The sequence below is a fragment of the Streptomyces sp. NPDC058872 genome (assembly GCF_042743065.1).
Taxonomy (GTDB): Bacteria; Actinomycetota; Actinomycetes; order Streptomycetales; family Streptomycetaceae; genus Streptomyces.
Genome location: NZ_JBHYMK010000048.1, coordinates 17,714 through 44,679, shown reverse-complemented (window position 1 = coordinate 44,679; position 26,966 = coordinate 17,714). Strand labels below are relative to the sequence as shown.

The window sequence follows — 26,966 nt, the reverse complement described above, 5'->3', positions numbered from 1 at the left end:
CTAGTGGCGGTGGGCGGTCGGTCGTACCAGCAGAGCACAGGTCAGGACGGCGAGCACGGTGGCCGCCCCCGCCGCGGCGGCCGGCCCCGCCGCGGGCTGCACGGCCTGGGCTCCTGCCGCGACCAAGCAGGTGGTGGCGGCGCTGAGCACCGCGCCGAACGCCTGGAGGAGCAGCCCGAGCCAGAGCACGGCACCGATGAGGAGCAGGGTGATCAGGCGCGGGAGCGTCGGCCAGGACGCCCCCGGCCAGGCCAGGGCCGCGGCGAGGGCCAGGGCGAGCAGGACGGTGAGGTAGCCGCCGAGGCAGAGCACCAGGGTGCCGGTGATCGCCCGGCGGAACTCGCGGGCCGTGGTGAGGGTCCGCAGCCGGCTCAGGCCCTGGCCGCGGAAGCGGTGCAGCAACCACTCGGCGGGCCCCATGGAGAGGGTGAGCGCGATGACCGCCCCCACGCCGCTGACCAGGGTGTCGCCCGTGCCGGCACGGAGGACGAGCAGACCGCTGCCGAGGCCGAAGAGGCCGTACGGGAGGGAGGCCGCGCGCGAGGGACCGCCCCGGCCTCCGGCGCCCCGGTGCAGGCCCGGGCGGAGCACGAGCCCGGCGAGGGCGACGGAGGCGGTGAGCGGGGCGAGGAGGAGCCCGACGCGCAGGAGGGCGGGGAGGTCCCAGTGGAGGGCGGGTGCCGCGCCGGAGAGCGGCAGCAGGGCGCAGAGCAGGGCCCGTTCGCGGCCGAGGACCAGGAGGACGGTGGCGGCGGCGAGGTAGAGCGACTGCCCGGCGGCGAAGGCGGTGGCGGCCGTCTCGGTGGGCGCTGCGGCCGCGAGGGCGACGGCCGTCCCGACGGCGGCGCCGGTCGGGGCGCCGACGAGCAGGGTGCGGGCGGCGGCGGGCCGGTCGCCGAGACCGAGCCAGGTGTGGGCGCGGTGGGACAGGGCCTGGTTCCAGACCCAACCGGTGACGGCACCGGCGAGCAGGGGGACGGTTCCGGCGGGCAGGCCGAACCGGCCCTGCTCCCCGGCGAGCAGGGGTGCGGCGAGGACGTATGCCAGACCGGGGAGCGCGAAGACGAGGCCGCGCAGCAGACAGCCCGCGAGCTCGCTGTGCCAGGCCCGGCCGGACGGCGGCTCCGGCTCCGGGTGGTGGCGCTCCACCCGTGCGTAGAGGTCCTCGGCGAGCGCGAAGGAGTCGGCGCGGCCGTAGGTGAGCCGGATGTGGTCGTCGGTCATGCCGTCGGACTCCAGGACGGCGGCGATCTCGTCCGGGTGAACGGCGGCGGCGGCGAGTTCGCCGAGCCTCTCGGTGAGTTCGTCGAGCGGATCTGCCGCGAGCCCGTCTCCGTCGGGGGGCGGGGGGACGGTGGGGGGCGCGGTCCGGGAGCCCCCGGGGTCCGGAACGGGGGCCGGGGGTGTGGGTGGGGCCGGGGGTGAGGGTGTGGGTGGGGTCGGGGGCGTGGGTGGGGCCGGGGCACCGCCCGGGACCGCTCCCCCCGTCCCGGGAGCGGCCCGGCCGGCCGGCCGGCTTTCCGGGCGTGCCCCGGAGGCCGGGGGCGGGGCGTGGCCCGGCCGGGTGGACGGACGTTCCCGCCGGGGGCGGGGGATCGCCGGAAGGGGCGTTGCGCCCGCCGCGGGGGGTTTCAGCCAGAGGGAGCCGCTCATGCCGGGGTGCCTCCTGGGACGAGGGCCGCGGACGTGCGGCGCGGGGCGGGAATGCTCAGGCGCAGCGGCTCCCGGGGCGACGGCACCGGTTGCGGCGGTCGGGCGCCCGCCAGTTCGCGGTAGATCTGGCGGAAGCCGTCCACCGAGCGGCGCAGGGTGAAGCGGTCGACGACCCGCTGTCGGGCGCGGCGGCCCAGTTCGGCGCGTCGGGCGCCGTCGCGGAGCAGTTCGGAGACGGCGGCGGCCATGACGGCCGGTTCTCGGGGCGGGACGACGATGCCGGTGTCCCCGACGGCCTCCCGCACTCCCCCGACGTCCGTGGAGACGGTGGCCCGACCGCAGGACATGGCTTCGATGAGGGAGAAGGGAAAGCCCTCGCTGATGGAGGAGAGCATGACCACGCTGCCGGCCGCGTAGGCGGAGGGGACGTCGGAGATGCGCCCCTCGAAGGTCACCCCGTCGGCGACACCCAGTTCGGCGGCGAGCTTCTCCAACCGGGTCAGGTACTCCTCGTTCCCGGCCGGAACCGGACCGAACAACCGCAGCCGGAGTGCGGGGAGTTCGGCCCGGCAGATCGCATAGGACCGGATCAGGGTTTCCAGGTCCTTGATGGGGTCGACGCGCCCGCACCAGCTGAGGGTGGGGATCTCGGGCTCGGGTCCGGCTTCGGGGAAGAGCGCCGGGTCGACGCCGTTGTAGACGGTGCGGATGCGGGCGGCGGGGGCGCCGCCGCGCTCCTCCCACCGCCGGTTGTACTGGTTGCAGGGGGTGATGAGGTCGGCCTTGCGGTAGCCGAGGGTGTTGAGTTCGCGGTAGAAGCCGAGCATGAGCGCCTTGACCGGCCAGCGTTGGGCTTCGGTGCGGTAGCCGAGGTAGCGCTCCCGCAGGTAGATGCCGTGTTCGGTGAGCAGGAAGGGCACCCCCTCGAAGTGCTGCGCGGCGAGGGCGGGCAGGGTGGCGAGACCGCTGGAGACCGCGTGGGCCACGCTGCCGTCCGCCACCCGGGCGGCGAGCGGGCGCAGGGCGTGCTCCAGGAGGTCGGTGGCGGTGAGGGCGTCGTGGACGGTGGGCCGGGCCGCAAGCGTCGGCAGGTGCGGCATGGTCCAGATCCACATGAGGGAGCGGAGGGCCGGCTCGGAGCGGAGGGCGGCGGTCAGCCGTCCCTGTCGGGCGAGTTCGGCCAGTTCGTACAGACCGGAGCCGAAGTCGCAGTCCGCCTCGGGGTCGAGGAGGGCGAGCAGCAGCCGCTCGTACGCGGCGAGGAAGCGGCGGCGTTCGCGCCCCCGCAGGGGTCGGCGCGCGCCGACGGGGGCGCACCCCCCCTGCGGGAGGCCCCAGAGGGGGTACGCGGTGTGCCGGATGACGTTGGGCGGCAGCTCCCAGGTGACGGGTTCGCGGCCGTTGCCGGTGAGCGCGAGGACCTCGAAGTCGACCTCGGGCATGCCGCGGACGAGTTGGTCGCACCAGGTGCTGACGCCGCCGTGGACGTGTGGATAGGTGCCTTCGGTGAGCATGGTCACGTAACGGCCACTGCTCGGCATGTGCGGTTCCCCCCGGGGAAGTGCTGGTCGGGACGCGCTGCTCAGGCGGTCGGGAGCGTGAGGGTGACGGCGGTCTGGAGCGGTTCGGGCGCGGTCCAGGCGGAGCGGGTGCCCGCGTAGGCGGTGCCGAAGGCGGTGCTGCCGAGGAGGAGCTTCTTGCGGGTGCCCTCGGGGGCGGTGACCGGAACCGTGACGCCGGAGGGCGCCTTGACGGTGACCGTGGTGCCGATGCGGTAGGCGGTGACCTTCCCGGCGGCGAGGGCCTGGTCCCAGGCGGCACGGCGGTTCAGTTCGGTGCCGACGTCCTTCTGGGCCGGGTTCACCAAGGGGGCGTTCGGTGCGAACAGGGCCCGGTAGTCGGCGAGCACCCGGTCGAGGACGGGGTAGAGGAGGCGCTCTTCGGCCAGGTTGGACTGGTGCACGTAGTGCGGTCGGGGGTCGTTGCCGAGGACGTGGGAGAGGGCGATGCGGGCTTCCTGGGGCACGATGTGGTCGGCGTAGCCGGTGGCCGTGGGGAGCGGGGCGGGCAGACAGGTGGAAGCCGGGTTGGACTCGCAGATGCCGCTTCCGCCGTCGGCCCGTGAGGTGTAGACCCAGTTGTACTCGTCGGCCATCTCGGCGGCGGTTCCGACGTTGTAGTACACGTTCATGGGGTGGCGGGGCACGGTCTTCGCGGCGCCGGTGCCGACGGGGCGCTGCTGGGGTTCGCGGGAGTTGTCGCTCGCGATCCACTTCACGCCGTTGTCGGCGAGGGCGGCGGCGAGGTGGGGATTGTCGACCGGCTGCTGGGGCAGGGTCTTGAGGCCGGAGTGCTCACCGGTGACGAGTTCGCTGCGGTCGACGGAGATGCCCTTGCCGACGGCCCAGTCGTGGTTGTCGCGGATCTGGCGGGAGATTTCGGAGCGGCTGACCCAGAGGGTGCTTCCCGCGGCGTTCTCGGCGCACTTCCAGGGGACGGTGCTGTTGTCCTGGACGCAGCCGAGGAAGGGATGGGTGTAGGTGTGGTTGATCCACCGGTACTGGGCCCGGTCGGCGACGAGCCGGTCGGTGAGCGCATCGGTGCCGCCGTGCTCGGCCTTCCACTCCTCGCCCTGGCCGCCGTTGTAGACCATGTCGAGGGTGAAGCCGGAGGACTTCTGCCAGGCCGCGGCGTACTGGGCGTCGGCGGCCGTCATGCGGATCGGGTTGACGCCCTCGCCGTCGTCGTCGACGCAGTCGAAGTCGCCCGGGGTGCAGTTGAGGGCGGTGTCCCAGCGGGCGTCGGGTGCGAAGACGTCGTCGACGTGGACGGAGAGGTAGTTGCGGCCCTGCCCGAGGTGGACCCCCTGGGTGAGCCATTCGACGATGCCGCGGGCGAGGGCGCGGAACTGCCGCTGGTACTGGTTGTAGGCGAAGGTGACGACGAGTTCGCGGCGCCCGTCGGCCGCGTACTCGCCGACGAGGCTGGCCCGGCCGCCGCCGTCGACGGGGACGTCGACGTAGCTGGTGTAGCCGGCACGGGGGCGACCCGCGTATCCGTAGCTCTCGGAGATCGTGGGGTCGTTGTCCTCGAAGGTGAGCTCTCCCGCCAGGTAGCGGAAGGGGCCCGCCTGGCCCGCCGCGGTGATGCCGGCGGTGGTCCCGTCGAGGACGCCGGACCAGCCCCCCTGGTCGGTGTAGTCGAGGCCGACGCCGGGGTGCGACCAGGTGTAGGCGTCGACCTGCGGGATCCCGAAGGTCCGCTCGTACGCCTGGAGGGCGGTGTGCTCGGCGGAGTCGGGGCCGAAGGCGCTCTCGTGGGGCAGGACGACACCCTGGTACTTGGCGCGGGGGCGTCCGCCGACGGTGTCGCTGAGGAAGGCCGTGTCGAGGACCGGCCGGTTCGGGTCGTTGAGGTCGATCCTGCGGTACGGGACGCCGGAGCCCTGCAGCTCGGCGGTGATCGCCCCGACCGCGCTGCCGCCGTCGTCGACGACGAGGACGGTGAGGTCCACCCGGGGCGCCGTCTCGGCGACGGCCTGCGCGGACGGGACGATGGTGGCGAGCAGCGCGGCGGCGGCGAGGGCCGCGATCCGGCCCGTACGAGGAGCCGTGCGGGCTCGACGGGACGCGGTTCCGGGCATACGGATTCGGTCGGAGTCCATGGCGGTATCCCCCCTCGACGGAGCCCGCTCGAATCGGCAGGCTCCGTGGAGATGTCGCAGATGAGGCAAAGAACGGTGTGTCGCCCTTGCATGAATGAGGCGAGTGTGACCGGGCCGCAGCGGCCGAAAGGGTAAACATGAAAGAGACACCACGGATGAGTGAATCACTGCCGCCGTGAGCGAACCGGGCGAGCGAGCGTAGGCTCGTTCTCGGCGCTCTCCGGGCCGAAATACGATGCGGCGGGCACGGTCGGCCCATCCCTCGACCGCCACAGAACTCAATGGAAGCGAGATTTCACCACCGTGACTGCTCTCACTCTCAGCACTGCCGGCGCGGCGACGCTGCGCGCCGACGTCCTCGTCGTCGGCGTCGCGAAGTCCGGGAAGGCGCTGGTCGTCGCCCCGGGCGCCGAGGCCGTCGACAAGGCCTTCGAAGGCCGGCTCGCCGCCGTCCTGGAGACCCTGGGCGCCTCTGGTGCCGAGGGTGAGGCGACGAAGTTGCCCGCCCCCGCCGCACTGAAGGCCCCGGTCGTCCTGGCCGTCGGCCTGGGCGCCGCCCCCGAGGACGACGAGGCGTACGACGGCGAGGCGCTGCGCCGTGCCGCCGGCACCGCCGCCCGGGTGCTGACCGGCACCAAGAAGGCCGCGTTCGCGCTGCCGATCACCGCCCCCGAGGACGCCGCCGCCATCGCGGAGGGCGCGCTGCTCGGTGCGTACTCCTTCACCATGTACCAGGAGGAGGGCAAGGACGCGAAGAAGCCCCTCGCCGAGGTGGCCCTGCTCGGTGCCAAGCCGCGCGACAAGGCCTACAAGGCCGCCGCCGAGCGCGCCCAGGCCGTCGCCGGGGAGATGAACCGCGCCCGTGACCTGATCAACATGCCGCCGAACGAGCTGACCCCGGCCGCCTTCGCCGCCGCCGCCCAGGCCGCCGGCAAGGAGCACGGCCTCAAGGTCCAGGTCCTCGACGAGAAGGCGCTCGCCAAGGGCGGCTACGGCGGCATCATGGGCGTCGGCAAGGGATCCGAGAACCCGCCGCGGCTGGTCCGGATCGCCTACGCCCACCCGAAGGCGGAGAAGACCCTCGCCCTGGTCGGCAAGGGCATCACCTACGACTCGGGCGGCATCTCGCTGAAGCCGGCCGGCCACAACGAGACGATGAAGTGCGACATGAGCGGTGCCGCCGCCGTGTTCTCCTCCGTCGTGGCGGCGGCCCGCCTCGGCCTGGAGGTCAACGTCACCGGCTGGCTCGCCCTTGCGGAGAACATGCCGTCCGGCTCCGCCACCCGCCCGGGTGACGTGCTGAACATGTACAGCGGCAAGACCGTCGAGGTCCTGAACACGGACGCCGAGGGCCGGCTCGTCCTCGCCGACGCGCTGACCAAGGCCTCCGAGGAGAACCCGGACGCGATCGTCGACGTGGCGACCCTGACCGGCTCCATGGTCATGGCGCTCGGCAACCGCACCTTCGGCATCATGGCCAACGACGACGACTACCGGACCGCGATCCACGAGATCGCGGACGAGGTCGGCGAGCAGTCCTGGCCGATGCCGCTCCCGGCGGACCTGCGCAAGGGCATGGACTCCCCCACCGCCGACATCGCCAACATGGGCGAGCGGATGGGCGGCGGCCTGGTGGCCGGCCTCTTCCTCCAGGAGTTCGTGGGCGAGGGCATCACCTGGGCCCACCTGGACATCGCGGGTCCGGCCTTCCACGAGGGCGCCCCGTACGGCTACACCCCGAAGGGCGGCACCGGCTCCTCGATCCGCACCCTGGTGAAGCTGGCCGAGCGCACGGCGGCCGGCGAGCTCTGAGCGGTCGCGTGACGAGGACGGCCCCGGGCCCGGTGCCCGGGGCCGTTCCTGTTCGCTCGCGACGAAATCCGTAGGTTCACACGCCTTCGTGACCCGGCCGTACGGACGATCGGTCGTCTCAGAGCCCGGCCCCGCGTCCCGCCGTCCGTCAACAAGTGCGAAGATGGGTTCTCGGCAGGACAGGGCCCCCACCACAGGGCCGAAATAAAGCGGCCGGACACCAGCCGCCGCCAGGTCGTCGACGACCGGCGACGAGCGCACATGCATGGAGGACGTGACGTGGCGAACGACGCCAGCACCGTTTTCGACCTAGTGATCCTCGGCGGCGGTAGCGGCGGTTACGCCGCGGCGCTGCGCGGAGCGCAGCTGGGCCTGGACGTCGCACTGATCGAGAAGAACAAGCTCGGCGGCACCTGCCTGCACAACGGCTGCATCCCGACGAAGGCCCTGCTCCACGCCGGCGAGGTCGCCGACCAGGCGCGCGAGGCGGAGCAGTTCGGTGTCAAGGCCTCCTTCGAGGGCATCGACATCAAGGCCGTGCACAAGTACAAGGACGACGTGATCTCGGGCCTGTACAAGGGGCTGCAGGGGCTCGTCGCCTCCCGCAAGGTGACCTACATCGAGGGCACCGGCCACCTGTCCTCCCCGACCTCCGTCGACGTGGACGGCCGTCGTGTCGAGGGCCGTCACGTCCTCCTGGCCACCGGCTCCGTGCCGAAGTCCCTGCCCGGTCTGGAGATCGACGGCAACCGGATCATCACCTCGGACCACGCGCTGACCCTCGACCGGGTCCCGGAGTCCGCCATCATCCTCGGCGGCGGCGTGATCGGCGTCGAGTTCGCTTCCGCGTGGAAGTCCTTCGGCACCGACGTCACCGTGATCGAGGGCATGAAGCACCTCGTCCCGGTCGAGGACGAGAACAGCTCGAAGCTCCTCGAGCGGGCCTTCCGCAAGCGCGGCATCAAGTTCAACCTCGGCACCTTCTTCCAGTCCGCCGAGTACACCGACAACGGCGTCAAGGTCACCCTGGCCGACGGCAAGACCTTCGAGGCCGAGGTCCTCCTGGTCGCCATCGGCCGCGGCCCGGTCTCCGCCGGCCTCGGCTACGAGGAGCAGGGCGTCGCGATGGACCGCGGCTACGTCCTGGTCGACGAGCAGATGCGCACCAACGTGCCGACGATCTCGGCCGTGGGCGACCTCGTCCCGACGCTCCAGCTCGCGCACGTCGGCTTCGCCGAGGGCATCCTCGTCGCGGAGCGCCTGGCCGGCCTGAAGGCCGTCCCGATCGACTACGACGGCGTGCCCCGGGTGACCTACTGCCACCCCGAGGTCGCCTCCGTCGGCATCACCGAGGCCAAGGCCAAGGAGATCTACGGCGCGGACAAGGTCGTCGCCCTGAAGTACAACCTCGCGGGCAACGGCAAGAGCAAGATCCTCAAGACCGCGGGCGAGATCAAGCTCGTCCAGGTCAAGGACGGTGCCGTGGTCGGCGTCCACATGGTCGGTGACCGCATGGGCGAGCAGGTCGGCGAAGCTCAGCTGATCTACAACTGGGAGGCGCTGCCGGCCGAGGTCGCGCAGCTCATCCACGCCCACCCGACGCAGAACGAGGCGCTCGGCGAGGCCCACCTGGCCCTGGCCGGCAAGCCCCTGCACTCCCACGACTGACGCTCACGTCATCACAGGGCGCGACGACCACTTTCCGCAATTCGTTAGGAGCAACTGAAACCATGTCGGTTTCCGTAACCCTGCCGGCGCTCGGCGAGAGCGTCACCGAGGGCACCGTCACCCGCTGGCTCAAGGCCGAGGGCGAGCGCGTCGAGGCCGACGAGCCGCTGCTCGAGGTCTCGACCGACAAGGTCGACACCGAGATCCCCGCCCCCGCCTCGGGCATCCTGGCCTCCATCAAGGTCGCCGAGGACGAGACGGTCGAGGTCGGCGCCGAGCTCGCCATCATCGACGACGGCACGGGCGCCCCGGCCGCCGCCCCGGCGCCGGCCGCCGAGCCCGCCCCGGCTCCGGCCGCCGAGGCTCCGGCCGCCCCGGCCCCCGCCGCCCCCGTGGCCGAGGCTCCGGCCGCCGCCCCGGCCGGTGGTGCCCAGGGCACCGACGTCGTGCTGCCCGCGCTCGGCGAGTCCGTCACCGAGGGCACCGTCACCCGCTGGCTGAAGTCGGTCGGCGAGAGCGTCGAGGCCGACGAGCCGCTGCTCGAGGTCTCCACGGACAAGGTCGACACCGAGATCCCCGCCCCCGCCTCCGGCGTCCTGCTGGAGATCGTCGTCGGCGAGGACGAGACCGCCGAGGTCGGCGCGAAGCTGGCCGTCATCGGCGCCGCGGGTGCCGCTCCGGCTGCGGCTCCGGCCGCCCCGGTTGCTGCTCCGGCTCCGGCCGCCCCGGCCCCCGCCGCCGCCCCGGCTCCGGCCGCCCCGGTTGCTGCTCCGGCTCCGGCCGCCCCGGCCCCCGTTGCCGCCCCGGCTCCGGCCGCCCCGTCCATCGCCCCGGCCGTGGTCACCCCCGTTCCGGCGACCCCCGCGGCCTCCCCGGCCGAGGACGGCGCGTACGTGACGCCCCTGGTCCGGAAGCTCGCCACCGAGAACGGCGTCGACCTGGCCACGGTCAAGGGCTCCGGCGTCGGCGGTCGCATCCGCAAGCAGGACGTCCTCGCCGCCGCCGAGGCCAAGAAGGCCGCCCCGGCTCCCGCCGCCGCCCCGGCCGCCGCCGCTCCGAAGGCCCCCGCCCTGGAGGTCTCCCCGCTGCGCGGCCAGACGGTCAAGATGACCCGCATGCGCAAGGTCATCGGCGACAACATGATGAAGGCGCTGCACGGCCAGGCCCAGCTGTCCTCGGTCGTCGAGGTCGACATCACCAAGCTGATGAAGCTGCGCGCCCGGGCGAAGGACGCCTTCGCCGCCCGCGAGGGCGTCAAGCTCTCCCCCATGCCGTTCTTCGTGAAGGCGGCGGCCCAGGCGCTGAAGGCCCACCCGGTCATCAACGCCCGGATCAACGAGGACGAGGGCACGATCACCTACTTCGACTCGGAGAACATCGGCATCGCCGTGGACTCCGAGAAGGGCCTGATGACCCCGGTCATCAAGGGCGCGGGTGACCTGAACATCGCCGGCATCTCCAAGGCCACGGCCGACCTGGCCGCCAAGGTCCGCGGCAACAAGATCACGCCGGACGAGCTGGCCGGTGCGACCTTCACCATCAGCAACACCGGTTCGCGCGGTGCGCTGTTCGACACGATCATCGTCCCGCCGAACCAGGTCGCCATCCTGGGCATCGGCGCCACGGTCAAGCGTCCGGCCGTCATCGAGACCGCCGAGGGCACCGTCATCGGCGTCCGCGACATGACCTACCTGACGCTGTCCTACGACCACCGCCTGGTGGACGGCGCCGACGCCGCCCGCTACCTGACCGCCGTCAAGGCGATCCTGGAAGCCGGCGAGTTCGAGGTCGACCTCGGTCTCTGACCGGACCCCCGAGGCGCAACGTAACGAGCCTCACCAGCGGCGCCCCCGTTCGGAAGTGTTTCCGGGCGGGGGCGCCGCCGTATTGTCTAAGGGTCAACACTCCCCGAGGAGCCGCTTCATGACCGTCCCCGTCGTCCACTCGCTGCGCGAGCAGATCCGCGAGCACATCGTGGAGGGGATCGTCAGCGGCCGCTGGAAGCCGGGCGAGCGCATCGTGGAGCGCCGGATCGCGACCGAGCTGGAGGTCTCCCAGACCCCCGTCCGCGAGGCGCTGCGCGAGTTGGAGTCGTTGCGGCTGATCGAGTCGGCGCCCAACAAGGGCGTCCGGGTCCGCAACCTCACCGCCGCGGACCTGGAGGAGAGCTACCCGGTGCGGGCCGGCCTGGAGCAGATCGCGGCCGAGTTGGCGGCCGGACGGCTGGCAGCGGACTGCTCGGCCCTGGAGCCGCACGTGGCGGCCCTGTACGAGGCGGACGCGGCCTCGGACGGGACGGCGCAGGTGCGGCACACGGTCGCCTTCCACCGGGAGCTGGTGAAGGCCGCCGGGAACGGGGTGCTGCTGCACACCTGGGAGACGCTGGGCATCGAGGTCTTCACGGCCCTGTCGATCCGCTGGCTCGGCACGGTCCAGAAGTCGTACGCAGAGGAGCACCAGGAGCTGGTGGAGGCCTTCCGGCGGGGCGATCCGAACATCGGCGCCCTGGTGAAGGCGCACGTCCTGGGTTGCGCGCCACGGGCCTGAGGCCTCCGTGCGGATGAGCGGGTCCACCTGCCGGTGGGCCCGCTCATCCGTGCGGGCGTCTCCTCGGCCGACCGTTCCCACCTGCGGAAACGGCGAATCAACGCGGCACCGGGTGCCCTTTCTGTTGGCACCCTGTGCCGACTTTCTCGATCTGAAGAGGTTTTCCCCTTCAACCCTTTGATCGATCATCGATCGTAGGTTTACAGTCTTCGGCGGGCCACACCCGGCCCTTCGCCCTGTCCTGCCAGACAAGGCACCCATCTCCACCCACCTGTCCGGAAGGCGGCGATCATGACCGATCCCGTAGGCAAGATTCCGAGCGAGCTCGACCAGCTCCCGGACCGTGACACCGAGGAGACCGCCGAGTGGGCGGCCTCCCTGGACGCCGTCACCAAGGCCGCCGGCCCCCACCGGGCCGCCTACCTGATGCGCCGCACGCTCCAGCACGCCGAGGGTGCGGGCCTGGCCCTGCCCAAGCTGCTGGAGACGGACTACGTCAACACCATCCCCACCTCCGCCGAACCCTCGATCGCCGAGTTCGGCGGCGACGAGGAGATGGAGCGGAAGATCACCGCGTGGAACCGCTGGAACGCGGCCGCGATGGTCACCCGCGGTTCCAAGTACGGCGTCGGCGGCCACATCGCCACCTTCGCCTCCGCGGCCTGGCTCTACGAGACCGGCTTCAACCACTTCTTCAAGGGCAAGGAAGCCGACGGTTCCGGCGACCAGCTCTACATCCAGGGCCACGCCTCCCCCGGCATCTACGCCCGCGCCTTCCTCGACGGGCGCCTGAACGAGTCCCACCTCGACCACTTCCGGCAGGAGTCCGGCGGCAACGGCCTGCCCTCCTACCCGCACCCGCGCCGTCTCCCCTGGCTGTGGGAGTTCCCCACCGTCTCCATGGGCCTCGGCCCGCTCTCCGCGATCTACCAGGCGCGCTTCAACCGCTACCTGACGAACCGCTCCATCAAGGACGTCTCCGCCTCGCACGTGTGGGCGTTCCTCGGTGACGGCGAGATGGACGAGCCCGAGTCGACCGCCGCCCTCGCCCTGGCCGCCCGCGAAGGCCTGGACAACCTGACCTTCGTCATCAACTGCAACCTGCAGCGCCTCGACGGCCCGGTCCGCGCCAACTTCAAGATCGTGCAGGAGCTGGAGGCCCAGTTCCGCGGCGCCGGCTGGAACGTCGTGAAGTCGCTGTGGGGCAACGCCTGGGACGAGCTGTTCGCGCTCGACACCACCGGCGCCCTCGTCCGCCGTCTGCGCGAGGTGCCGGACGCACAGGTCCAGACGTACCAGACCCGTGACGCCGCCTACATCCGCCAGGACTTCTTCGGCAAGGACCCGGCGCTCGTCGCGATGGCCCAGCTGCTCAGCGACGACAAGATCCTGGAGTGCTTCCACCTGTCGCGCGGCGGCCACGAGCCGCGCAAGGTGTACGCCGCCTACAAGGCCGCCCTGGAGTTCAAGGGCGCGCCGACGGTCATCCTGGCGCAGACCGTCAAGGGCTTCACCCTGGGTGAGGGCTTCGCGTCGAAGAACGCGAACCACCAGATGAAGAAGCTGACGACGGACGAGTTCAAGAACATGCGTGACCTCCTCGAGCTGCCGATCCCGGACGCGCAGTTCGTCGACGGCCAGGTGCCGTACGGCCACCCCGGAGCCGACTCCCCCGAGGTCCGCTACCTGCAGGAGCGCCGCGCGGCCCTCGGCGGTCCGGCCCCGGCCCGCCGCACCCATGCGCTCGCCCCGCTGCCGGCCCCGGCCGAGAAGGCCTTCGCCGCCTTCGACAAGGGCTCCGGCGCGCAGTCGATGGCCACGACGATGGCGTTCGTGCGCCTGATGAAGGACCTGATCCGCGACAAGGAGACCGGCAAGCGCTGGGTCCCGATCGTGCCGGACGAGGCCCGCACCTTCGGCATGGAGTCGCTGTTTCCGTCGCTGGGCATCTACTCACCGAAGGGCCAGACGTACGAGCCGGTCGACCGCGACCAGCTGATGTACTACAAGGAAGCCGTCAACGGCCAGATCCTGAACGAGGGCATCACCGAAGCCGGCTCGATGGCCGACTTCATCGCCGCGTCCACCGCCTACGCGACGCACGGCGAAGCGATGATCCCCTTCTACATCTTCTACTCGATGTTCGGCTGGCAGCGGACCGCCGACCAGATGTGGCAGCTCGGCGACCAGCTCGGCCGCGGCTTCCTCGTCGGCGCGACCGCCGGCCGCACCACCCTGACCGGTGAGGGCCTCCAGCACGCCGACGGCCATTCGCCGGTGATCGCCGCGACGAACCCGGCCGCGCTGACGTACGACCCGGCGTTCGCCTACGAGGTCGCGGTCATCGTCAAGGAGGGGCTGCGCCGGATGTACGGCGAGGCCGCCGAGGGCGAGGACCGGGACGTCTTCTACTACCTGACGGTCTACAACGAGCCGATGCCGCAGCCGGCCAAGCCGTCCGGGGTCGACGAGGGCATCATCAAGGGCCTCTACCGCTTCAACACGGCGGAGTCGGCCGGTCTCGACCTGCCGGCGAACGCCGCGCGGATCCAGCTGCTCTCCTCCGGCACGGCCATCCACTGGGCCCTGGAGGCGCAGAAGCTGCTCGCCGCCGAGTGGGGCGTGGCCGCCGACGTGTGGTCCGCGACCTCCTGGACGGAGCTGCGGCGCGATGCCCTGGAGGCGGACGCGGCGCTGCTGCGGGGCGAGGAGCAGGTGCCGTACGTGCGCCGGGCCCTGGAGGGCGTCGACTCCCCGGTCCTCGCGGTCTCCGACTACATGCGCCAGGTCCCGGACCAGATCGCGCAGTGGATCGAGCAGGACTACACCTCGCTGGGCGCCGACGGCTTCGGCCTCTCGGACACCCGCGACGCGGCCCGCCGCCACTTCGGCGTCGACGCCCAGTCGATCGTCGTCGCGGCGCTGGCCCAGCTGGCCCGCCGCGGCGAGGTCCGGGCGACGGCCGTCAAGGAGGCGCGCGAGCGCTACGGCCTGTAGGGCCGACCGCCACGATCGAGGGGCCGTGCTTCGTACGAGACCGTACGGGGCACGGCCCCTCGGCCGTACCGTGGCGGTCCTCGGCTCCGGGGCGGGGGCCGGAGCCCGGGCCTCCGGAGGATGGGAGGGTGGAGCCCATGCGCGCCGCCCGCCTCATCAAGATGGTCCTGCTCCTCCAGTCGCGTCCGTCGATGACGGCCGCCGCACTGGCCGCCGAGCTGGAGGTGTCGGAGCGGACCGTGGCCCGGGACGCGCTCGCCCTGTCGGAGGCGGGGGTGCCGGTGTACGCGGCCCGGGGCAGGGCAGGTGGCTACCGGCTGGTCGGCGGGTACCGCACGCGCCTCACGGGGCTGGCGCGCGGCGAGGCCGAGGCCCTGTTCCTGTCGGGGCTGCCGGGCGCCCTGCGGGACATGGGGCTCGCGGACGCGGCTTCGGCGGCCCGGCTGAAGGTGTCGGCGGCGCTGCTGCCCTCGCTGCGGGACGCACACGAGTCGGCGACCCGGCGCTTCCACCTGGATGCACCCGGGTGGTACCAGGAGCCGGAGACCCCGGAGCTGCTCCCCCCGGTGGCGGAGGCGGTGTGGGACGACCGGCGGCTGTCGGCCCGGTACCGGCGCGGGGACGGGACGGAGGTGGAACGGCGGCTCGAACCGTACGGCCTCGTCCTCAAGGCGGGCGTCTGGTACGTGTGCGCGCGTTCCGGTTCCGTCGTCCGCACCTACCGGGTGGACCGGTTCACTGCGGTGGAGGCGGCCGGGGAGCGGTTCGACCGGGACCCGGACTTCGAGCTGTCCGCGTTCTGGGAGGAGCGGTCGGCGGAGTTCGCCCGCTCGCTGTTGCGGGCCGAGGTGGTGCTGCGGCTCTCACCGGCGGGCGCCGACCGGTTGCCGCACGTCACGGACCGCGGAGCGGCCGGGGAGGCGCTGGCGTCGGCCGTCCGGGACGGGGACGACGACCGGGTGACGGTGCGGCTCCGGGTGGAGAGCGAGGAGGTCGCCCTCGGCCAGCTCCTCGGCCTCGGTGCGGACGCGGAGGTGCTCGCCCCGGCCGCGCTCCGGGAGCGGTTCGCGGCGACCGCACGGGGATTGGCCGCGCTGTACTCCTGAGGCGTCCGCGGACCGGCCCGGAGGGCGGACGGCCCGCACGGGCCGGCCCGGGAGCGCCCGGCGGGCTCCTCCGCCCTACCGGTGGTCGGCCACCGCGGGCTTTCCGGTCTCCTTCGCCACCAGGAAGCCCCAGCAGTCCGGGCGGGAGCCGTCGGCGTCGGTGAAGCCGTACTCGGCCGCCAGGTGCCCGCTGGAGAGGGACCGGCCGGTCCACCGGTGCCGTTCGGGGTCGGCGGCGAGGGCGGCGACGGCCCGGCCGACGTAGACGGGCGACTCGGAGATGCCGAAGTCGGGGACCTTGCCGAGGGCGTCGCGCCAGTTCTCCTCGGTGACGCCGAAGGAGGCGAGCATCTGCTCGGACCGGAGCCAGCCGGGAGTGACCGCGACGGCCGTGCCGCCGTACTCCGCCAGCTCCTCCGCGAGGCCGAAGGCCATGCGGATCGGGGCGTTCTTGGCGAGGTCGTAGTAGAGGTTCTCGCGGAAGCGGGGGCCGTTGTAGGCGGCGGTGCCGTCGGTGACCTCGACGAGGAGTCCGCCGGGGTTGCGGATCAACAGCGGAAGCGCGAGGTGCGAGGTGATCGCATGGGTGTGCACGCCGAGTTCGAGCATCCGCAGGCCGTCGGCGAGGTCGAGCTCCCAGCTCTTCCTGCCGAAGGCGGAGCCGATGAGGTGCTCGCCGCCCCAGAGGTCGTTGACGAGGACGTCGAGACGGCCGCGCTCCCGGTCGACGCGGTCGACCAGGGCCCGGACCCGTTCGGGCTCCAGGTGGTCGGTGGGGACGGCGATGCCCTCGCCGCCGGCGGCCGTCACCAGTTCGGCGGTCTCCTCGATGGTCTCGGTGGTGCGGCCGACCTCGCTGGGTCCCCCTCGGGTGGTGCGGCCCGTGACGTAGACGGTGGCTCCGGCGGTGCCGAGTTGGACGGCGATGGCCCGTCCGGCGCCCCGGGTGGCACCGGCGACCAGGCAGATCCGCCCCTTCAGGGGTGTGTCGTGCGTCGTCATGGGCACCAGGCTGGCAGGAAAGTACGACACCTTCTGTCCGGATTCATTTCGGGCTTTCCGGGTGCGTCGGATCCCGCGAGCCACGATGCTGGTCCCGTGATGGACGAGACCGAGTTCTGGGAGATCATCGACTCCACCCGCGAGGCCGCCGAGGGCGACCCCGAGGAGCAGGCCGATCTGCTCGTGGAACGGCTGACCCGGCTGGACCCCGACTCGGTGCTCGACTACGCGCGCCATTTCGAGGCCCGTTACAACCGGGCGTACCTCTGGGAGCTGTGGGGTGCCGCGGCCGTGCTCTTCGACGGGGCCGGTGACGAGGTCTTCGACTCCTTCCGGTGCTGGCTGATCGGGCAGGGCCGGGAGGTCTACGAGGGGGCGGTGCACGATCCGGACGCGCTCGCGGAGCTGCTCGGCGACTTCGACGTGGAGATCGACGGGGACGGCGAGGAGATCGGCTTCGCGGCGGACGAGGCGTACGAGCAGTTGACCGGCGGCGAGACTCCCGACCTGGGCATTCCGATGCCGGGAGGAGAGCCGCTGGGCACCCCCTTCGACCTGGAGGACGACGACGTGCTCGCGGGCCGCTTCCCGCGGCTGTGGGAGCGCTTCGGCTCGGCGTAGGCCCGGGATGCCGGCTCCGCGCGGGCCGGGGACGCGGACGGGGAGGGTGCGCGCCCCGGACCGGCGGGACCGGGCGGCCGGTCAGAAGTGGGTGCCGCCGTCGATGCGGACCTCGGTGCCGGTGATGAAGGCGCCGTCCTCGGAGGCGAGCATCGCGACGACGCCGGCGACGGTCTCGGGGCCGGCGAAGCCCTGTCCGAGGGCGGGGGCGAGCTTCGCGAAGAGCGAGAAGTCGGTGTCCTCCGGGAGGCCCGGGCCGACGCTCTGGCGGCTGGCGCCGGTGCCGTCGGTCATGCCGGAGGAGATGGAGCCGGGCTGGACGGCGGTGAAGCGGATGCCCTGCTTGGCGTACTCGGCGGCGAGCGCGTGGGTCATGGACTGGATGCCGCCCTTGCTGGCCGCGTAGGCGGACATGTAGGGGTGGGCGAACACCGCGGAGGTGGAGGAGAAGTTCACGACGGCGGAGCCGTTGCCCTCCAGGAGGGCGGGGATCGCCTCGCGGATCACCAGGAAGGTGCCGGTCAGGTTGACCCGGATCACCTGCTCGAAGGCTTCCAGGCTCGTCTCGTGGGTGTGCGAGGAGCGCAGGATGCCCGCCGCGTTGACCAGGACGTCCAGGCCGCCGAGCGCCTCGACGGCGGCGGCGACCCCGGCCCGTACGGAGCCCTCGTCGGCGACGTCCACGACGACGGTGGTGAGGCGGTCGGCGGCGTCCCCGGCCTTGGCTGCGGTGTCCTTGAGGCCGTCCTCGCTGATGTCCGCGGCGACGACCCGGCCGCCCTCGGCGAGGACGCGCAGGACGGTGGCCTGGCCTATGCCGGAGCCGCCGCCGGTGATGAGCGCGCGGCGTCCTTCGTAACGGGTCAGCTGGTTCATGGCGGCAACCTCTCGATGTCGAGCTTCCTGGGAACGCCGCCACGGTACGCCGGAGTGGCACGTTTTGCCACACCTGCACCTCGCGCACGTACGACATCCGCGGGCGTACGCTTCGTGGGGTGAGCACCAAGTCGAAGGGCGCCGCGCCCCCCTCCCCCTCACTGACGGAGCGCCGGAAGGCCGCCACCCAGCTGGACATCGCCCGTGCCGCCGCCGAGCTCTTCGCCGAGCACGGCCCCGACGGGACCACCGCCGAGGAGATCGCACGACGGGCCGGGGTCGCCCTGCGCACCTTCTACCGCTACTTCCGCTCCAAGCAGGACGCCGTCGCACCGCTCCTCGCGAGCGGCGCCGACCGGTGGCGGGAGCAGCTCGCGGCGACGGCGACGGAGGGCCGGGCCGGCCTTCCGGAAGCCCTGGAGCGCTCGATCGCCGCATCGCTGACCCCGGAGACCGACGCGGAGGCGGAGGCGCTGCACTGGACGCGCGGACTGCTGCGGGCCGCCGCCGGGGACCCCGCGCTCCGGGCCGTCTGGTACCGGGTCAACCAGGAGTCCGAAGAGCGGCTGCGCGGGGTCCTCGGCGCGCTCGCCGGACCGGACGCCACCCCGCTGGAGGTGCGGCTCGCCGCGGCAGCGGCCACCGATGCCGTCCGGATCGCCCTGGAGAGCTGGGCGGAGGCGCCGGAGGACGACGCCGGGGCACCGGCCGCCCTCGCCGTCCGTTGTCTGCGCGAGCTGATCGGCGGCATCCGACTGATGGGGCCCGGCAGCGACGGCGGGCACGGGACCGCCGCGCCGGAAGGGCCGGCGGACCTCCGGGCGTGACGGTCGGCCGCCGCCCCGGCCTCAGCCGGCCAACAGGCGGCCCATGAGCACGTCGTCCACGTACGCCCCGTCGAGCAGGAACTCCCCCGGCAGCACGCCCTCGACCGCGAAGCCCTCGGAGGCGTAGAGCGCACGGGCCGGCCCGTTGTGCCCGAGGACCCGCAGGGTGATCCGGACGGCCCCCTGGGCCCGGGCCCGGTCCATCGCGGCCCGGAGCAGCTCTCGGCCGACGCCCTGGCCCCGGGCCGCTTCGGCGACCGCCAGGCCCTGGATCTGGCGGACGTGGGAGTTGGCGGCGAGCGGTGTCGACGGCACCACCCGTACGTAGCCGACGAGCCCTCCCCCGCGCACCGCCACGAGGTAGTCCCCGGGCACGTGGCGCGCGTCGAAGAAGGGTTCCTCCGGCCCGGGCGCGGGTTGCACCGCGTGGAGGGGTGACCAGGTGACCCGGTCGAGCTCGGCGAGTGCGGCGTCGTCGCCCTGGACGGCCGTCCTTATCTGCGTCTCCGACACGATCATGGTGGTCACTGTGCCATGCACCGGCCCGGGGAGGGCAGGATGGTGGACATGCAGCGTTCCGTCCTCCGCAAGCGCGTCGCCGTCACCGGCGCCTCCGGGCTCATCGGCTCGGCCCTGGTCCGTTCCCTGCGCGCCGACGGCCATGACGTCCTCCGTCTCGTCCGCCGCCCGGCCCGCACCGCCGACGAGGTGGAGTGGGATCCGAAACGGCTGCACGTGGACGCCGCCGGGCTCGTCGGCGTGGACGCGGTCGTGCACCTGGCGGGCGCGGGCGTCGGCGAACGGCGCTGGAACGAGGAGTACAAGAAGGAGATCCGCGACAGCCGGGTGCTCGGGACCACCGCGATCGCCCGGGCGCTCGCCTCCCTCGCGGACCCCCCGGAGGCACTGGTCTGCGGCACGGCGCTCGGTTTCTACGGGGACACCGGCACCCGCGCGGTGGACGAGAGCGCGCCCGCCGGCGCGGGCTTCCTGCCCTCGGTCTGCGTGGAGTGGGAGGCCGCCGCCGCGCCGGCCGAGGAGGCCGGCATCCGGGTCACGTACGCCCGCACGGGGCTGGTGGTGGCCCGGGAGGGCGGGGCGTGGGGGCGGCTCTTCCCGATCTTCCGCGCCGGGCTCGGCGGCCGGATGGGCGACGGCCGCCAGTACTGGTCGTACATCTCCCTGCACGACGAGGTGGCCGCCCTGCGCCACCTCGTCGACACGCCGTCCCTGTCGGGGCCCGTGAACCTGACGGCCCCCGAGCCGGTCACCAACCGCGAAGTGACGGCGGCCATGGGCCGGGTGCTGCGCCGACCGACCCTCTTCGCGGTGCCCGCCCCGGCGCTGAAGCTCGTCCTCGGCGACTTCGCCCAGGACGTGCTGGGCAGTCAGCGGGTGCTCCCCGGGCGCCTGTTGGAGACCGGATTCGACTTCGCCTTCCCGACGATCGAGGACTCGATCCGGGCGGCCTCGCGCTGACCGCGGGCCGCCCCGACCCCCTCGGCCGGCCCCTGTGCTCCCCCGTGCTGCGTGCACCCCGCCGCGCGCGGGACGACTTCCGTGGGAGCGCTGCCTAGGCTCGATGCCCACCGCTCGATACGAACTGCGAACTCCGGCATTCCGGTGGCCGGTTGGGGGCATAAGGCATCCCACCGGCGGCGCCGACCTGGGGAGGGGCACGTGCTCAGTACCGCAAGTAGCGCACAGCACAGGGACGTCGGGGAGTCCGTCGACGTCGTCATCGTGGGAGCCGGCATCGCGGGGCTCGCGGCTGCCCGCGAACTCATCGACGCCGAGCTCACCGTCGCCGTCCTGGAGGCGGAGCCGCAGCTCGGCGGCCGGCTGGCCACCGATTCGGTGGACGGCTTCCGGCTCGACCGGGTGGGACCGCTGCTCACCCTCTCGCCCGAGGACCTGCGGGCGACGCCGGGGCTCGACGGGCTCGCGCTGCGGCCGTTCGCCCCCGGGGTGCTCGTGCACAGCGACGGTCGGTACGGCCGGTGGGGCGTTCCGCACCCGCGCCGGGCGGGCGGCCACCGGAGCGGCGGGGTCCACCGGGGCGTGGGGGGAGCGTTCAGCGTGGCGCGCGCCCTTGCGAGCGCCCCCCGCAATCCGAGCGCTTCGCTCGACCAGGCCCGGCTGGGAACGTCCCTCGTCCGACTCGCCGCGACCCCGGCCCAGCGGCTGTTGACGCGCCCCGAGCGGAGCGCACGGGAGGCCCTGTCCGCACGGCTGCCGGCCCGCACCGTCCAGGGAGTGCTGCGGCCCCTGCTCGCCGCGCTCCTGGCCGACCCCGACCTCACCACGTCGAGCCGCCGTGCGGACCTCGCCCTCCGGGCCTTCGCCCTGGGGCGGCCCGCCGTGCCCGCGGGCGGTTCGGCGGCGCTCCCGGAGCTCTTGGCCGCCGCACTGCCCCCGGGCACCGTCCGTACCGGCGTCCGGGTCACGGACGTGTCCGTCGCCCGGGTCGTCACGGCCGAGCACGGCGTCCTCGGCTGCCGTTCGGTACTCCTGGCCACCGGGGCCCGGGCGGCGGCAGAACTCCTTCCGGGACTGCGGGTGCCCGGCTTCCACCCCGTCACGGTCCTCCACCACACGGCCCCGCTGCCGCCCACCACGGACCCGACGCTGCTCCTGGAGTCCGACCCGGGCGGGCCGGTGGCCCACACGGCGGTGATGAGCGCGGTCGACCCGTCCCGCGCTCCGGCCGGCCGCACCCTGATCACCTCGACGGTGCTCGGGGCGCCCCCGGACGACACGGAGCGCCGGGTCCGCAAACACCTGGCCACGCTCTACGGCACGTCGACGGACGACTGGGAGCTGCTCGCCCTCCACCACACCCCGGACGCGGTTCCGGCGATGCCCCCGCCCCACGACGACCGCCGCTCGGTGCGGCTGCTGGCCGGCCTGTACGTCTGCGGGGACCACCGCGACACCAGCACCGTCCAGGGCTCGCTGGGCTCGGCCCGGCGCGCCGCGACCGCCCTGCTGGCCGACCTCGGCGTCCGCCTCCCCCGGGCGGTGCCGGCGAGCGGGGCGGCCTGACCCCGCCGGAACCGGGCCCGGTCGGCTCCCCGCCCGGCGCGCGGGAGGGGAGCCGACCGGCAGGGCCGTGCCGGGCCGCCACGGGCGGGCTCGCCGGGCCGGGCGCCGCCCCCGATGCGCGGGCCCGCCCGGCCCGACGGGCCCGTCAGCCGATGGCCGCCACCCGGTCCCGGTAGCTGCGGGCCGCCGCCGCATCGCGGTAGGGCTCCAGACGGCGCTCGAAGTCGCGCACGTACTCCACGGCCCGCGCCGACCGCATCTCCGCGGCCTGCTGCGCCGCCTCCGCGCCCAGCGCGCACGCCTGGTCGAGCTCTCCCAGGGCAAGGCGTGCGCTGGCGAGGACGACCCGGCAGAAGAGGCGGCTACGGGCGAAGCCGGGGGCGCGGAGCTGGAGGGCGCGCTCGGCGTGCTGGGCGGCGGCCCGGTACTGCTGGAGGTCCCGGTGGCAATGGCCCAACTCGTCGGCGAGCTGGGCCTCGTCGAACATCCGGGCCCAGTACGGCACCTCGTCACCGGGCCGGGCCGTCTCCAGGGCCCGCTCGGCGCGGACCAGAGAGGCACTGCACGCCCGGGCCTCCCCGAGGACCGCATGGCCCCGCGCCTCCACGGCGTGCAGCATCGACTGGACGACGGGGGGCGCGGCGGGCCCGACGCCCTGCTGGGCGACCCGGGCGAGCTGCACGGCCTCCCGCCCGTGGCCGAGGTAGACGGCCTGGCAGCTCATGGTGAGGAGCACGTACGAGCCGTAGGCCCGGTCCCCGGCGGCCTGGGCGAGGCGCAGCGACTGGACGAAGTACCGCTGGGCCAGGCCGTGGGCGGCGATGTCGTAGGAGGTCCAGCCGGCGAGTCGGGTGAGGTCGGCGGTCGCGGCGAAGAGGCGGCGGCCGGTGGCTTCCCCGTACGTGCCGCGCAGCATCGGCTCGGCCTCGTGCTCCAGGTAGCGGACGAGGGCCTGGCGGGCGTGCCCCCCGCCGTAGGCGTGGTCGAGGGTGCGGAAGAGCTCGCCCACGGAGCGGAGGGCGGCGATGTCCCCGCTGGAGACCCGCTGGCCGGGCCCCCGGTCCGTGCTCCGTTGGCGGGGCACGGAGGAGCGGCCCTGGGGCGGAACCCGCGGGTCGTGGGCGGGGGTTTGGTTCGGGGCCGACGGGCGGGCGGCGGGGCCTGGCGGGAGCTCCCCGCGGCCGACGCGCTCGTCGGCCCGGCCGATCAACCAGTCCCTGCTGGGAACGACCAGACCGGCCGGGGTGAAGGCGATCTTGCGGAGTTCGGCGTGGCTGCCTGAGTCCTTGCGCCACAGGCCGCTGACGATGTCGACGGCCTCTTCGGGGGTGGCGGCGAACTCCAGGCCCGCGTAGACGGGCGCGCAGGCGTCGAGGCCGAGGTCCTGGGCGGAGAGGCGGCGCCCGAGGCGACGGGTGAAGACCTCGGCGATCAGGGCGGGGGTGGTGCCGCGCGGCTGTTGGCCGCGGAGCCAGCGGGTCACGGAAGTCTTGTCGTACCGCAGGTCGAGCCCGTGTTCCAGACCGAGCTGATCGACCCGTCTGGCGAGGCCCGCGTTCGAGAACCCGGCCTCGGCGATGAGCGCGGCGAGCTGGCGGTTCGGGATGCGCTGCGGTGGTCGTTCCGTCATCAGCTGTACGGTCTCCTGCCTTCCGGGTCCGGGCGACAGTCCCGTCGGACCCTCGTGGAACGGCGCGAATTTAGCGGTCCTCGCGGCCCGTACCGCCACCTTCGCCCCACATTCATCCGATCGTGTGAGGATTGATGGCATCGCTGACGCATGTGCCTCCGGTCACCTGCCCGAGGGACGTCCGCGACACCGCCGTACAGTGGCATGGGCGCGAATGACGCATGGTGCCGAGCCGGCCCGGGATGATCCCCGGTCCCCGGTGCGCGGCACCCAGGAGGAGGCATGGCCGTGAGTGAGCTGCGATTCGTCCGCCTTGGGTTCGGCGCGGAAGCCGTCGACTACCAGGTGGCCTGGGACGAGCAGCGCGAGGTGCACGCCGCGCGGTTCGCCGACGAGATCGACGACACCTGTCTGCTGCTGGAACACCCTCCGGTCTACACGGCCGGGCGGCGCACCCAGGAGAACGAGCGCCCGCTGGACGGGACGCCGGTGGTGGACGTCGACCGGGGCGGCAAGATCACCTGGCACGGCCCCGGCCAGCTGGTCGGCTATCCGATCATGAAGCTGCCCCGTCCGGTGGACGTCGTCGCGCACGTGCGCCGCCTGGAGGAGGCCCTGATCCGCACGGCCGCCGAGTTCGGCGTGGCGACGACGCGGATCGAGGGGCGCAGCGGGGTGTGGGTGCTCGGAGACCCGGTGGAGCAGCGCCCCTCCCTCGGCGGCCTGTCGCTGGACTTCGACCCCCGCCTGAACGACGAGGAGTTCGACCCCCGCCTGAACGGCCCGGAGTACGCGCCGTCGAACGCGGGCCAGCGCCGCGAGGACCGGAAGCTCGCCGCGATCGGCATCCGGGTCGCCAAGGGCGTCACCATGCACGGCTTCGCCCTCAACGTGAACCCGGACAACGCCTGGTTCGACCGGATCATCCCGTGTGGCATCCGCGACGCGGGCGTGACCTCGCTCGCCAACGAGCTGGGGCGGGACCTCTCGATCGAGGAGGTGCTCCCGGTCGTGGAGGAGCACCTGCGGGACGTCCTGGAGAACGCGGAGCTCAAGCCGCGCGAGGTGGAGCGGGCCGCGGAGCCGGCTTCCGCCTGAGGAATGCCGAGCTCTGGCCATGGGTTGGTCAGAGCGTCAAGGCATGGGAAGCAACGGGCGTACCCTGGTGTGCGCCGAAGAATCGAAGCTACAGGAGCCGATGTGTCCGCAGTCGCACCCGACGGACGCAAGATGCTGCGCCTGGAGGTCCGGAACGCCCAGACCCCCATCGAGCGCAAGCCCGAGTGGATCAAGACCCGCGCGAAGATGGGGCCCGAGTACACGAAGATGCAGGGCCTCGTGAAGAGCGAGGGGCTGCACACGGTCTGCCAGGAGGCGGGCTGTCCCAACATCTTCGAGTGCTGGGAGGACCGGGAGGCCACCTTCCTCATCGGCGGCGACCAGTGCACCCGGCGCTGCGACTTCTGCCAGATCGACACGGGCAAGCCCGAGGCGCTGGACCGCGACGAGCCGCGCCGCGTGGGCGAGTCGGTCGTCACCATGGACCTGAACTACGCCACCATCACGGGCGTCGCGCGCGACGACCTGGAGGACGGCGGCGCCTGGCTGTACGCGGAGACGGTGCGCCAGATCCACCAGCAGACGGAGGGGCGCGCCGACGGCCGGACGAAGGTCGAGCTGCTGGCGCCCGACTTCAACGCGGTGCCGGAGCTCCTGGAGGAGGTCTTCGACTCCCGCCCCGAGGTCTTCGCGCACAACGTGGAGACGGTGCCGCGGATCTTCAAGCGGATCCGTCCCGGCTTCCGGTACGAGCGCTCCCTCGACGTCATCACGCGGGCCCGCGACTACGGTCTGGTCACGAAGTCGAACCTGATCCTCGGCATGGGCGAGACCCGCGAGGAGATCAGCGAGGCGCTCCAGCAGCTGCACGACGCCGGCTGCGAGCTCATCACGATCACCCAGTACCTGCGCCCCTCGGTGCGCCACCACCCGGTGGAGCGCTGGGTGAAGCCGCAGGAGTTCGTGGAGCTGAAGGAGGAGGCCGACGAGATCGGCTTCTCCGGCGTGATGTCGGGCCCCCTGGTCCGCTCCTCTTACCGCGCGGGACGCCTCTACCAGCAGGCCATGGAGCGGCGCAGTCGAGCCGGAGCGTAGGGTGCGGGTCCGTCCGAGGAACGAGGACGGGCACGCGCCCGCAGCGGTGGCGAACCGCAGCGCGACCGAGAACCCCGGGCGGCGGGCCCGGTCGCTTCCGAGGTCGACCAGCGACACCAGCGTGTGAATCTTCGCACAAGTAGTTACTCGCCAGTAGTGGCTGGATTTCATGCGGTCCGCACGACCCCGCAGCTCAGCGGGGACGTGCGGGCCGCACTGTCGTTCGCCCGTGCGCCCGACCGGCCGCATCAACGTTTCATCAGTGTTTGACCACCGGGTCACGCCCTGGTAACACCGATCTGTGAGCCTGGTTTCACCCACCGCCACCACCCGCTCACCCCCCGCCTCGTCTCACCCGCAATCGAGGGAGGACCCCGACATGCCGGCCGCATCGACGCACGTCCGCGTCACCGCGATCCCGTCCGTCACCGACGCCCTGAAGGCCGTGGAGGCACTGCTCCTGGGCGCCGGACAGCGCACCGCCCGGCGCAACGCCTGGAACTCCGTGCTGGAGGACCGCCGTCGCGCCAAGGACCGGGTCGAGGCCGAACACGTGATGGAGGTCGCGTCGGGGCGGGCTTCCCGAGCCACGTAAACTTCAGGACATGGCGAGGAAGGCAAACACGGGCAGCGCTGACGCTGCGAACCCCGGGCGACTGAAGCAGATCGCCCTCACGTACCAGATGACCCGGAAGGCGGACCCCAAGGTCGGCCTGGTCGTCGCGGGCGTGGGCATCGGCGTACTCGGTGTCCTCCTCGCGATCGGCTTCCTCATCGGTCATCCGGTCTACCTGGGCATCCTGGGCTTCGTCCTGGGCCTCCTGGCGGCGGCCATCGTCTTCGGACGACGCGCCGAGAGCGCGGCCTTCGGGCAGATGGAGGGCCAGCCGGGCGCGGCGGCCGCAGTGCTGCAGAACGTCGGGCGGGGCTGGACGACGACCCCCGCGGTCGCGATGAACCGGAACCAGGACGTCGTGCACCGCGCGGTCGGCCGGGCCGGCATCGTACTGGTGGCCGAGGGCAACCCGAACCGGGTCAAGACGCTGCTCGCGGCCGAGAAGAAGCGGATGAGCCGCGTCGTGGTGGACGTGCCGGTGCACGACATCATCGTCGGCGACGGCGAGGGCCAGGTGCCGCTGAAGAAGGTCCGCACGACCATGCTCAAGATGCCCCGGGTGCTCACCGGCCCGCAGGTCACCATCGCCAACGACCGGCTGCGCGCGATGGGCGACCTGATGAGCAACATGCCGCTGCCGAAGGGTCCGATGCCCAAGGGCATGCGGATGCCGCGCGGCGGAAAGATGCGCTGACGACACCCACTCGAACGGAAGGGCTCCGGACCACACGGTCCGGAGCCCTTCCGG

Annotated in this window: 21 protein-coding genes; 14 read left to right on the top strand and 7 right to left on the bottom strand. The window is 72.9% G+C overall.

All coding sequences use genetic code 11. The features are described from left to right. The 3 genes from ACFW22_RS26465 to ACFW22_RS26455 all read right to left on the bottom strand — a co-directional run bounded on the left by ACFW22_RS26465 (nt 1) and on the right by ACFW22_RS26455 (nt 5,317). The gene (locus ACFW22_RS26465; protein ID WP_386409070.1) at nt 1-1,224 is read right to left on the bottom strand and encodes a hypothetical protein; all 1,224 of its coding nucleotides are present in this window, start codon (nt 1,222-1,224) and stop codon (nt 1-3) included. Between the two features lie 425 nt (nt 1,225-1,649). Next, nucleotides 1,650-3,194, bottom strand: a complete 1,545-nt coding sequence (gene pelF, locus ACFW22_RS26460; protein ID WP_386409068.1) for a GT4 family glycosyltransferase PelF — start codon at nt 3,192-3,194, stop codon at nt 1,650-1,652. A 41-nt stretch (nt 3,195-3,235) separates the two neighbouring features. Next, entirely contained in the window at nt 3,236-5,317 is a 2,082-nt protein-coding gene (locus ACFW22_RS26455; protein WP_386409066.1) for a hypothetical protein, read from the bottom strand. Nucleotides 5,318-5,620: 303 nt separating this feature from the next. On the opposite strand from ACFW22_RS26455, the gene ACFW22_RS26450 reads away from it, so the two are divergent. The 6 genes from ACFW22_RS26450 (at nt 5,621) to ACFW22_RS26425 (ending at nt 15,447) form a co-directional block, all read left to right on the top strand. After that, nucleotides 5,621-7,129: a leucyl aminopeptidase gene (locus tag ACFW22_RS26450; protein ID WP_386409064.1), complete on the top strand. Its 1,509-nt coding sequence runs from the start codon at nt 5,621-5,623 to the stop codon at nt 7,127-7,129. A gap of 279 nt (nt 7,130-7,408) precedes the next feature. Then, nucleotides 7,409-8,797, top strand: coding sequence for a dihydrolipoyl dehydrogenase (gene lpdA, locus ACFW22_RS26445; protein WP_384886916.1), 1,389 nt, complete (start codon nt 7,409-7,411; stop codon nt 8,795-8,797). Nucleotides 8,798-8,859: 62 nt separating this feature from the next. Then, a complete protein-coding gene (gene sucB, locus ACFW22_RS26440; protein WP_386409062.1) occupies nt 8,860-10,602 on the top strand; it encodes a 2-oxoglutarate dehydrogenase, E2 component, dihydrolipoamide succinyltransferase in 1,743 nt (580 codons plus the stop codon). A gap of 118 nt (nt 10,603-10,720) precedes the next feature. After that, nucleotides 10,721-11,344: a GntR family transcriptional regulator gene (locus ACFW22_RS26435; RefSeq protein ID WP_190102521.1), complete on the top strand. Its 624-nt coding sequence runs from the start codon at nt 10,721-10,723 to the stop codon at nt 11,342-11,344. Between the two features lie 291 nt (nt 11,345-11,635). Further along, nucleotides 11,636-14,341 (top strand): pyruvate dehydrogenase (acetyl-transferring), homodimeric type, encoded by a 2,706-nt coding sequence (aceE, locus tag ACFW22_RS26430; protein ID WP_386409059.1) that lies wholly within the window; start codon nt 11,636-11,638, stop codon nt 14,339-14,341. Between the two features lie 137 nt (nt 14,342-14,478). Then, the gene (locus ACFW22_RS26425) at nt 14,479-15,447 is read left to right on the top strand and encodes a helix-turn-helix transcriptional regulator (protein WP_386409103.1); all 969 of its coding nucleotides are present in this window, start codon (nt 14,479-14,481) and stop codon (nt 15,445-15,447) included. Nucleotides 15,448-15,522: 75 nt separating this feature from the next. Here ACFW22_RS26425 and ACFW22_RS26420 read toward each other — a convergent pair whose 3' ends face one another. Beyond that, nucleotides 15,523-16,449 carry an SDR family oxidoreductase gene (locus ACFW22_RS26420; RefSeq protein ID WP_386409057.1) on the bottom strand — a complete coding sequence of 309 codons (927 nt, stop codon included), beginning with the start codon at nt 16,447-16,449 and terminating at the stop codon, nt 15,523-15,525. A gap of 99 nt (nt 16,450-16,548) precedes the next feature. On the opposite strand from ACFW22_RS26420, the gene ACFW22_RS26415 reads away from it, so the two are divergent. Further along, a complete protein-coding gene (locus ACFW22_RS26415; RefSeq protein ID WP_386409101.1) occupies nt 16,549-17,070 on the top strand; it encodes a DUF4240 domain-containing protein in 522 nt (173 codons plus the stop codon). Between the two features lie 81 nt (nt 17,071-17,151). Here ACFW22_RS26415 and ACFW22_RS26410 read toward each other — a convergent pair whose 3' ends face one another. Continuing rightward, nucleotides 17,152-17,946 (bottom strand): SDR family NAD(P)-dependent oxidoreductase, encoded by a 795-nt coding sequence (locus ACFW22_RS26410; RefSeq protein ID WP_386409055.1) that lies wholly within the window; start codon nt 17,944-17,946, stop codon nt 17,152-17,154. Nucleotides 17,947-18,065: 119 nt separating this feature from the next. Between ACFW22_RS26410 and ACFW22_RS26405 the strand changes: the two genes are divergently transcribed. Continuing rightward, nucleotides 18,066-18,773 carry a TetR/AcrR family transcriptional regulator gene (locus tag ACFW22_RS26405; protein WP_386409053.1) on the top strand — a complete coding sequence of 236 codons (708 nt, stop codon included), beginning with the start codon at nt 18,066-18,068 and terminating at the stop codon, nt 18,771-18,773. Between the two features lie 21 nt (nt 18,774-18,794). Here ACFW22_RS26405 and ACFW22_RS26400 read toward each other — a convergent pair whose 3' ends face one another. Continuing rightward, nucleotides 18,795-19,292, bottom strand: a complete 498-nt coding sequence (locus tag ACFW22_RS26400) for a GNAT family N-acetyltransferase (RefSeq protein ID WP_386409051.1) — start codon at nt 19,290-19,292, stop codon at nt 18,795-18,797. 39 nt (nt 19,293-19,331) lie between these two features. Here ACFW22_RS26400 and ACFW22_RS26395 point away from each other — a divergent pair, with 39 nt between their 5' ends. Next, the gene (locus tag ACFW22_RS26395; RefSeq protein ID WP_386409049.1) at nt 19,332-20,252 is read left to right on the top strand and encodes a TIGR01777 family oxidoreductase; all 921 of its coding nucleotides are present in this window, start codon (nt 19,332-19,334) and stop codon (nt 20,250-20,252) included. A 201-nt stretch (nt 20,253-20,453) separates the two neighbouring features. After that, the gene (locus ACFW22_RS26390) at nt 20,454-21,818 is read left to right on the top strand and encodes an FAD-dependent oxidoreductase (RefSeq protein ID WP_386409047.1); all 1,365 of its coding nucleotides are present in this window, start codon (nt 20,454-20,456) and stop codon (nt 21,816-21,818) included. Nucleotides 21,819-21,963: 145 nt separating this feature from the next. On the opposite strand, the gene ACFW22_RS26385 is transcribed toward ACFW22_RS26390, so the two are convergent. Beyond that, nucleotides 21,964-23,448, bottom strand: a complete 1,485-nt coding sequence (locus ACFW22_RS26385) for a regulator (RefSeq protein ID WP_386409045.1) — start codon at nt 23,446-23,448, stop codon at nt 21,964-21,966. Between the two features lie 288 nt (nt 23,449-23,736). Here ACFW22_RS26385 and lipB point away from each other — a divergent pair, with 288 nt between their 5' ends. From lipB to ACFW22_RS26365, 4 genes are all read left to right on the top strand, one after another. After that, a complete protein-coding gene (gene lipB, locus ACFW22_RS26380; RefSeq protein WP_386409043.1) occupies nt 23,737-24,546 on the top strand; it encodes a lipoyl(octanoyl) transferase LipB in 810 nt (269 codons plus the stop codon). 102 nt (nt 24,547-24,648) lie between these two features. Beyond that, complete coding sequence (lipA, locus tag ACFW22_RS26375; protein ID WP_384884910.1) at nt 24,649-25,602, top strand: lipoyl synthase; 954 nt, start codon at nt 24,649-24,651, stop codon at nt 25,600-25,602. A gap of 379 nt (nt 25,603-25,981) precedes the next feature. Next, nucleotides 25,982-26,197, top strand: a complete 216-nt coding sequence (locus ACFW22_RS26370) for a hypothetical protein (RefSeq protein WP_384884908.1) — start codon at nt 25,982-25,984, stop codon at nt 26,195-26,197. A gap of 10 nt (nt 26,198-26,207) precedes the next feature. Further along, entirely contained in the window at nt 26,208-26,912 is a 705-nt protein-coding gene (locus ACFW22_RS26365) for a DUF4191 domain-containing protein (protein ID WP_386409040.1), read from the top strand. Nucleotides 26,913-26,966 lie beyond the last annotated feature (54 nt).

Excerpts from the sequence above, each read along its gene's own strand:
- ACFW22_RS26465 (WP_386409070.1), bottom strand. The coding sequence starts at position 1,224 with ATGACCGACGACCACATCCGGCTCACCTACGGCCGCGCCGACTCCTTC.
- pelF (WP_386409068.1), bottom strand. The coding sequence starts at position 3,194 with ATGCCGAGCAGTGGCCGTTACGTGACCATGCTCACCGAAGGCACCTAT.
- ACFW22_RS26455 (WP_386409066.1), bottom strand. The coding sequence starts at position 5,317 with ATGGACTCCGACCGAATCCGTATGCCCGGAACCGCGTCCCGTCGAGCC.
- sucB (WP_386409062.1), top strand. The coding sequence starts at position 8,860 with ATGTCGGTTTCCGTAACCCTGCCGGCGCTCGGCGAGAGCGTCACCGAG.
- ACFW22_RS26435 (WP_190102521.1), top strand. The coding sequence starts at position 10,721 with ATGACCGTCCCCGTCGTCCACTCGCTGCGCGAGCAGATCCGCGAGCAC.
- aceE (WP_386409059.1), top strand. The coding sequence starts at position 11,636 with ATGACCGATCCCGTAGGCAAGATTCCGAGCGAGCTCGACCAGCTCCCG.
- ACFW22_RS26425 (WP_386409103.1), top strand. The coding sequence starts at position 14,479 with ATGCGCGCCGCCCGCCTCATCAAGATGGTCCTGCTCCTCCAGTCGCGT.
- ACFW22_RS26420 (WP_386409057.1), bottom strand. The coding sequence starts at position 16,449 with ATGACGACGCACGACACACCCCTGAAGGGGCGGATCTGCCTGGTCGCC.
- ACFW22_RS26415 (WP_386409101.1), top strand. The coding sequence starts at position 16,549 with ATGGACGAGACCGAGTTCTGGGAGATCATCGACTCCACCCGCGAGGCC.
- ACFW22_RS26410 (WP_386409055.1), bottom strand. The coding sequence starts at position 17,946 with ATGAACCAGCTGACCCGTTACGAAGGACGCCGCGCGCTCATCACCGGC.
- ACFW22_RS26400 (WP_386409051.1), bottom strand. The coding sequence starts at position 19,292 with ATGATCGTGTCGGAGACGCAGATAAGGACGGCCGTCCAGGGCGACGAC.
- ACFW22_RS26395 (WP_386409049.1), top strand. The coding sequence starts at position 19,332 with ATGGTGGACATGCAGCGTTCCGTCCTCCGCAAGCGCGTCGCCGTCACC.
- ACFW22_RS26385 (WP_386409045.1), bottom strand. The coding sequence starts at position 23,448 with ATGACGGAACGACCACCGCAGCGCATCCCGAACCGCCAGCTCGCCGCG.
- ACFW22_RS26370 (WP_384884908.1), top strand. The coding sequence starts at position 25,982 with ATGCCGGCCGCATCGACGCACGTCCGCGTCACCGCGATCCCGTCCGTC.
- ACFW22_RS26365 (WP_386409040.1), top strand. The coding sequence starts at position 26,208 with ATGGCGAGGAAGGCAAACACGGGCAGCGCTGACGCTGCGAACCCCGGG.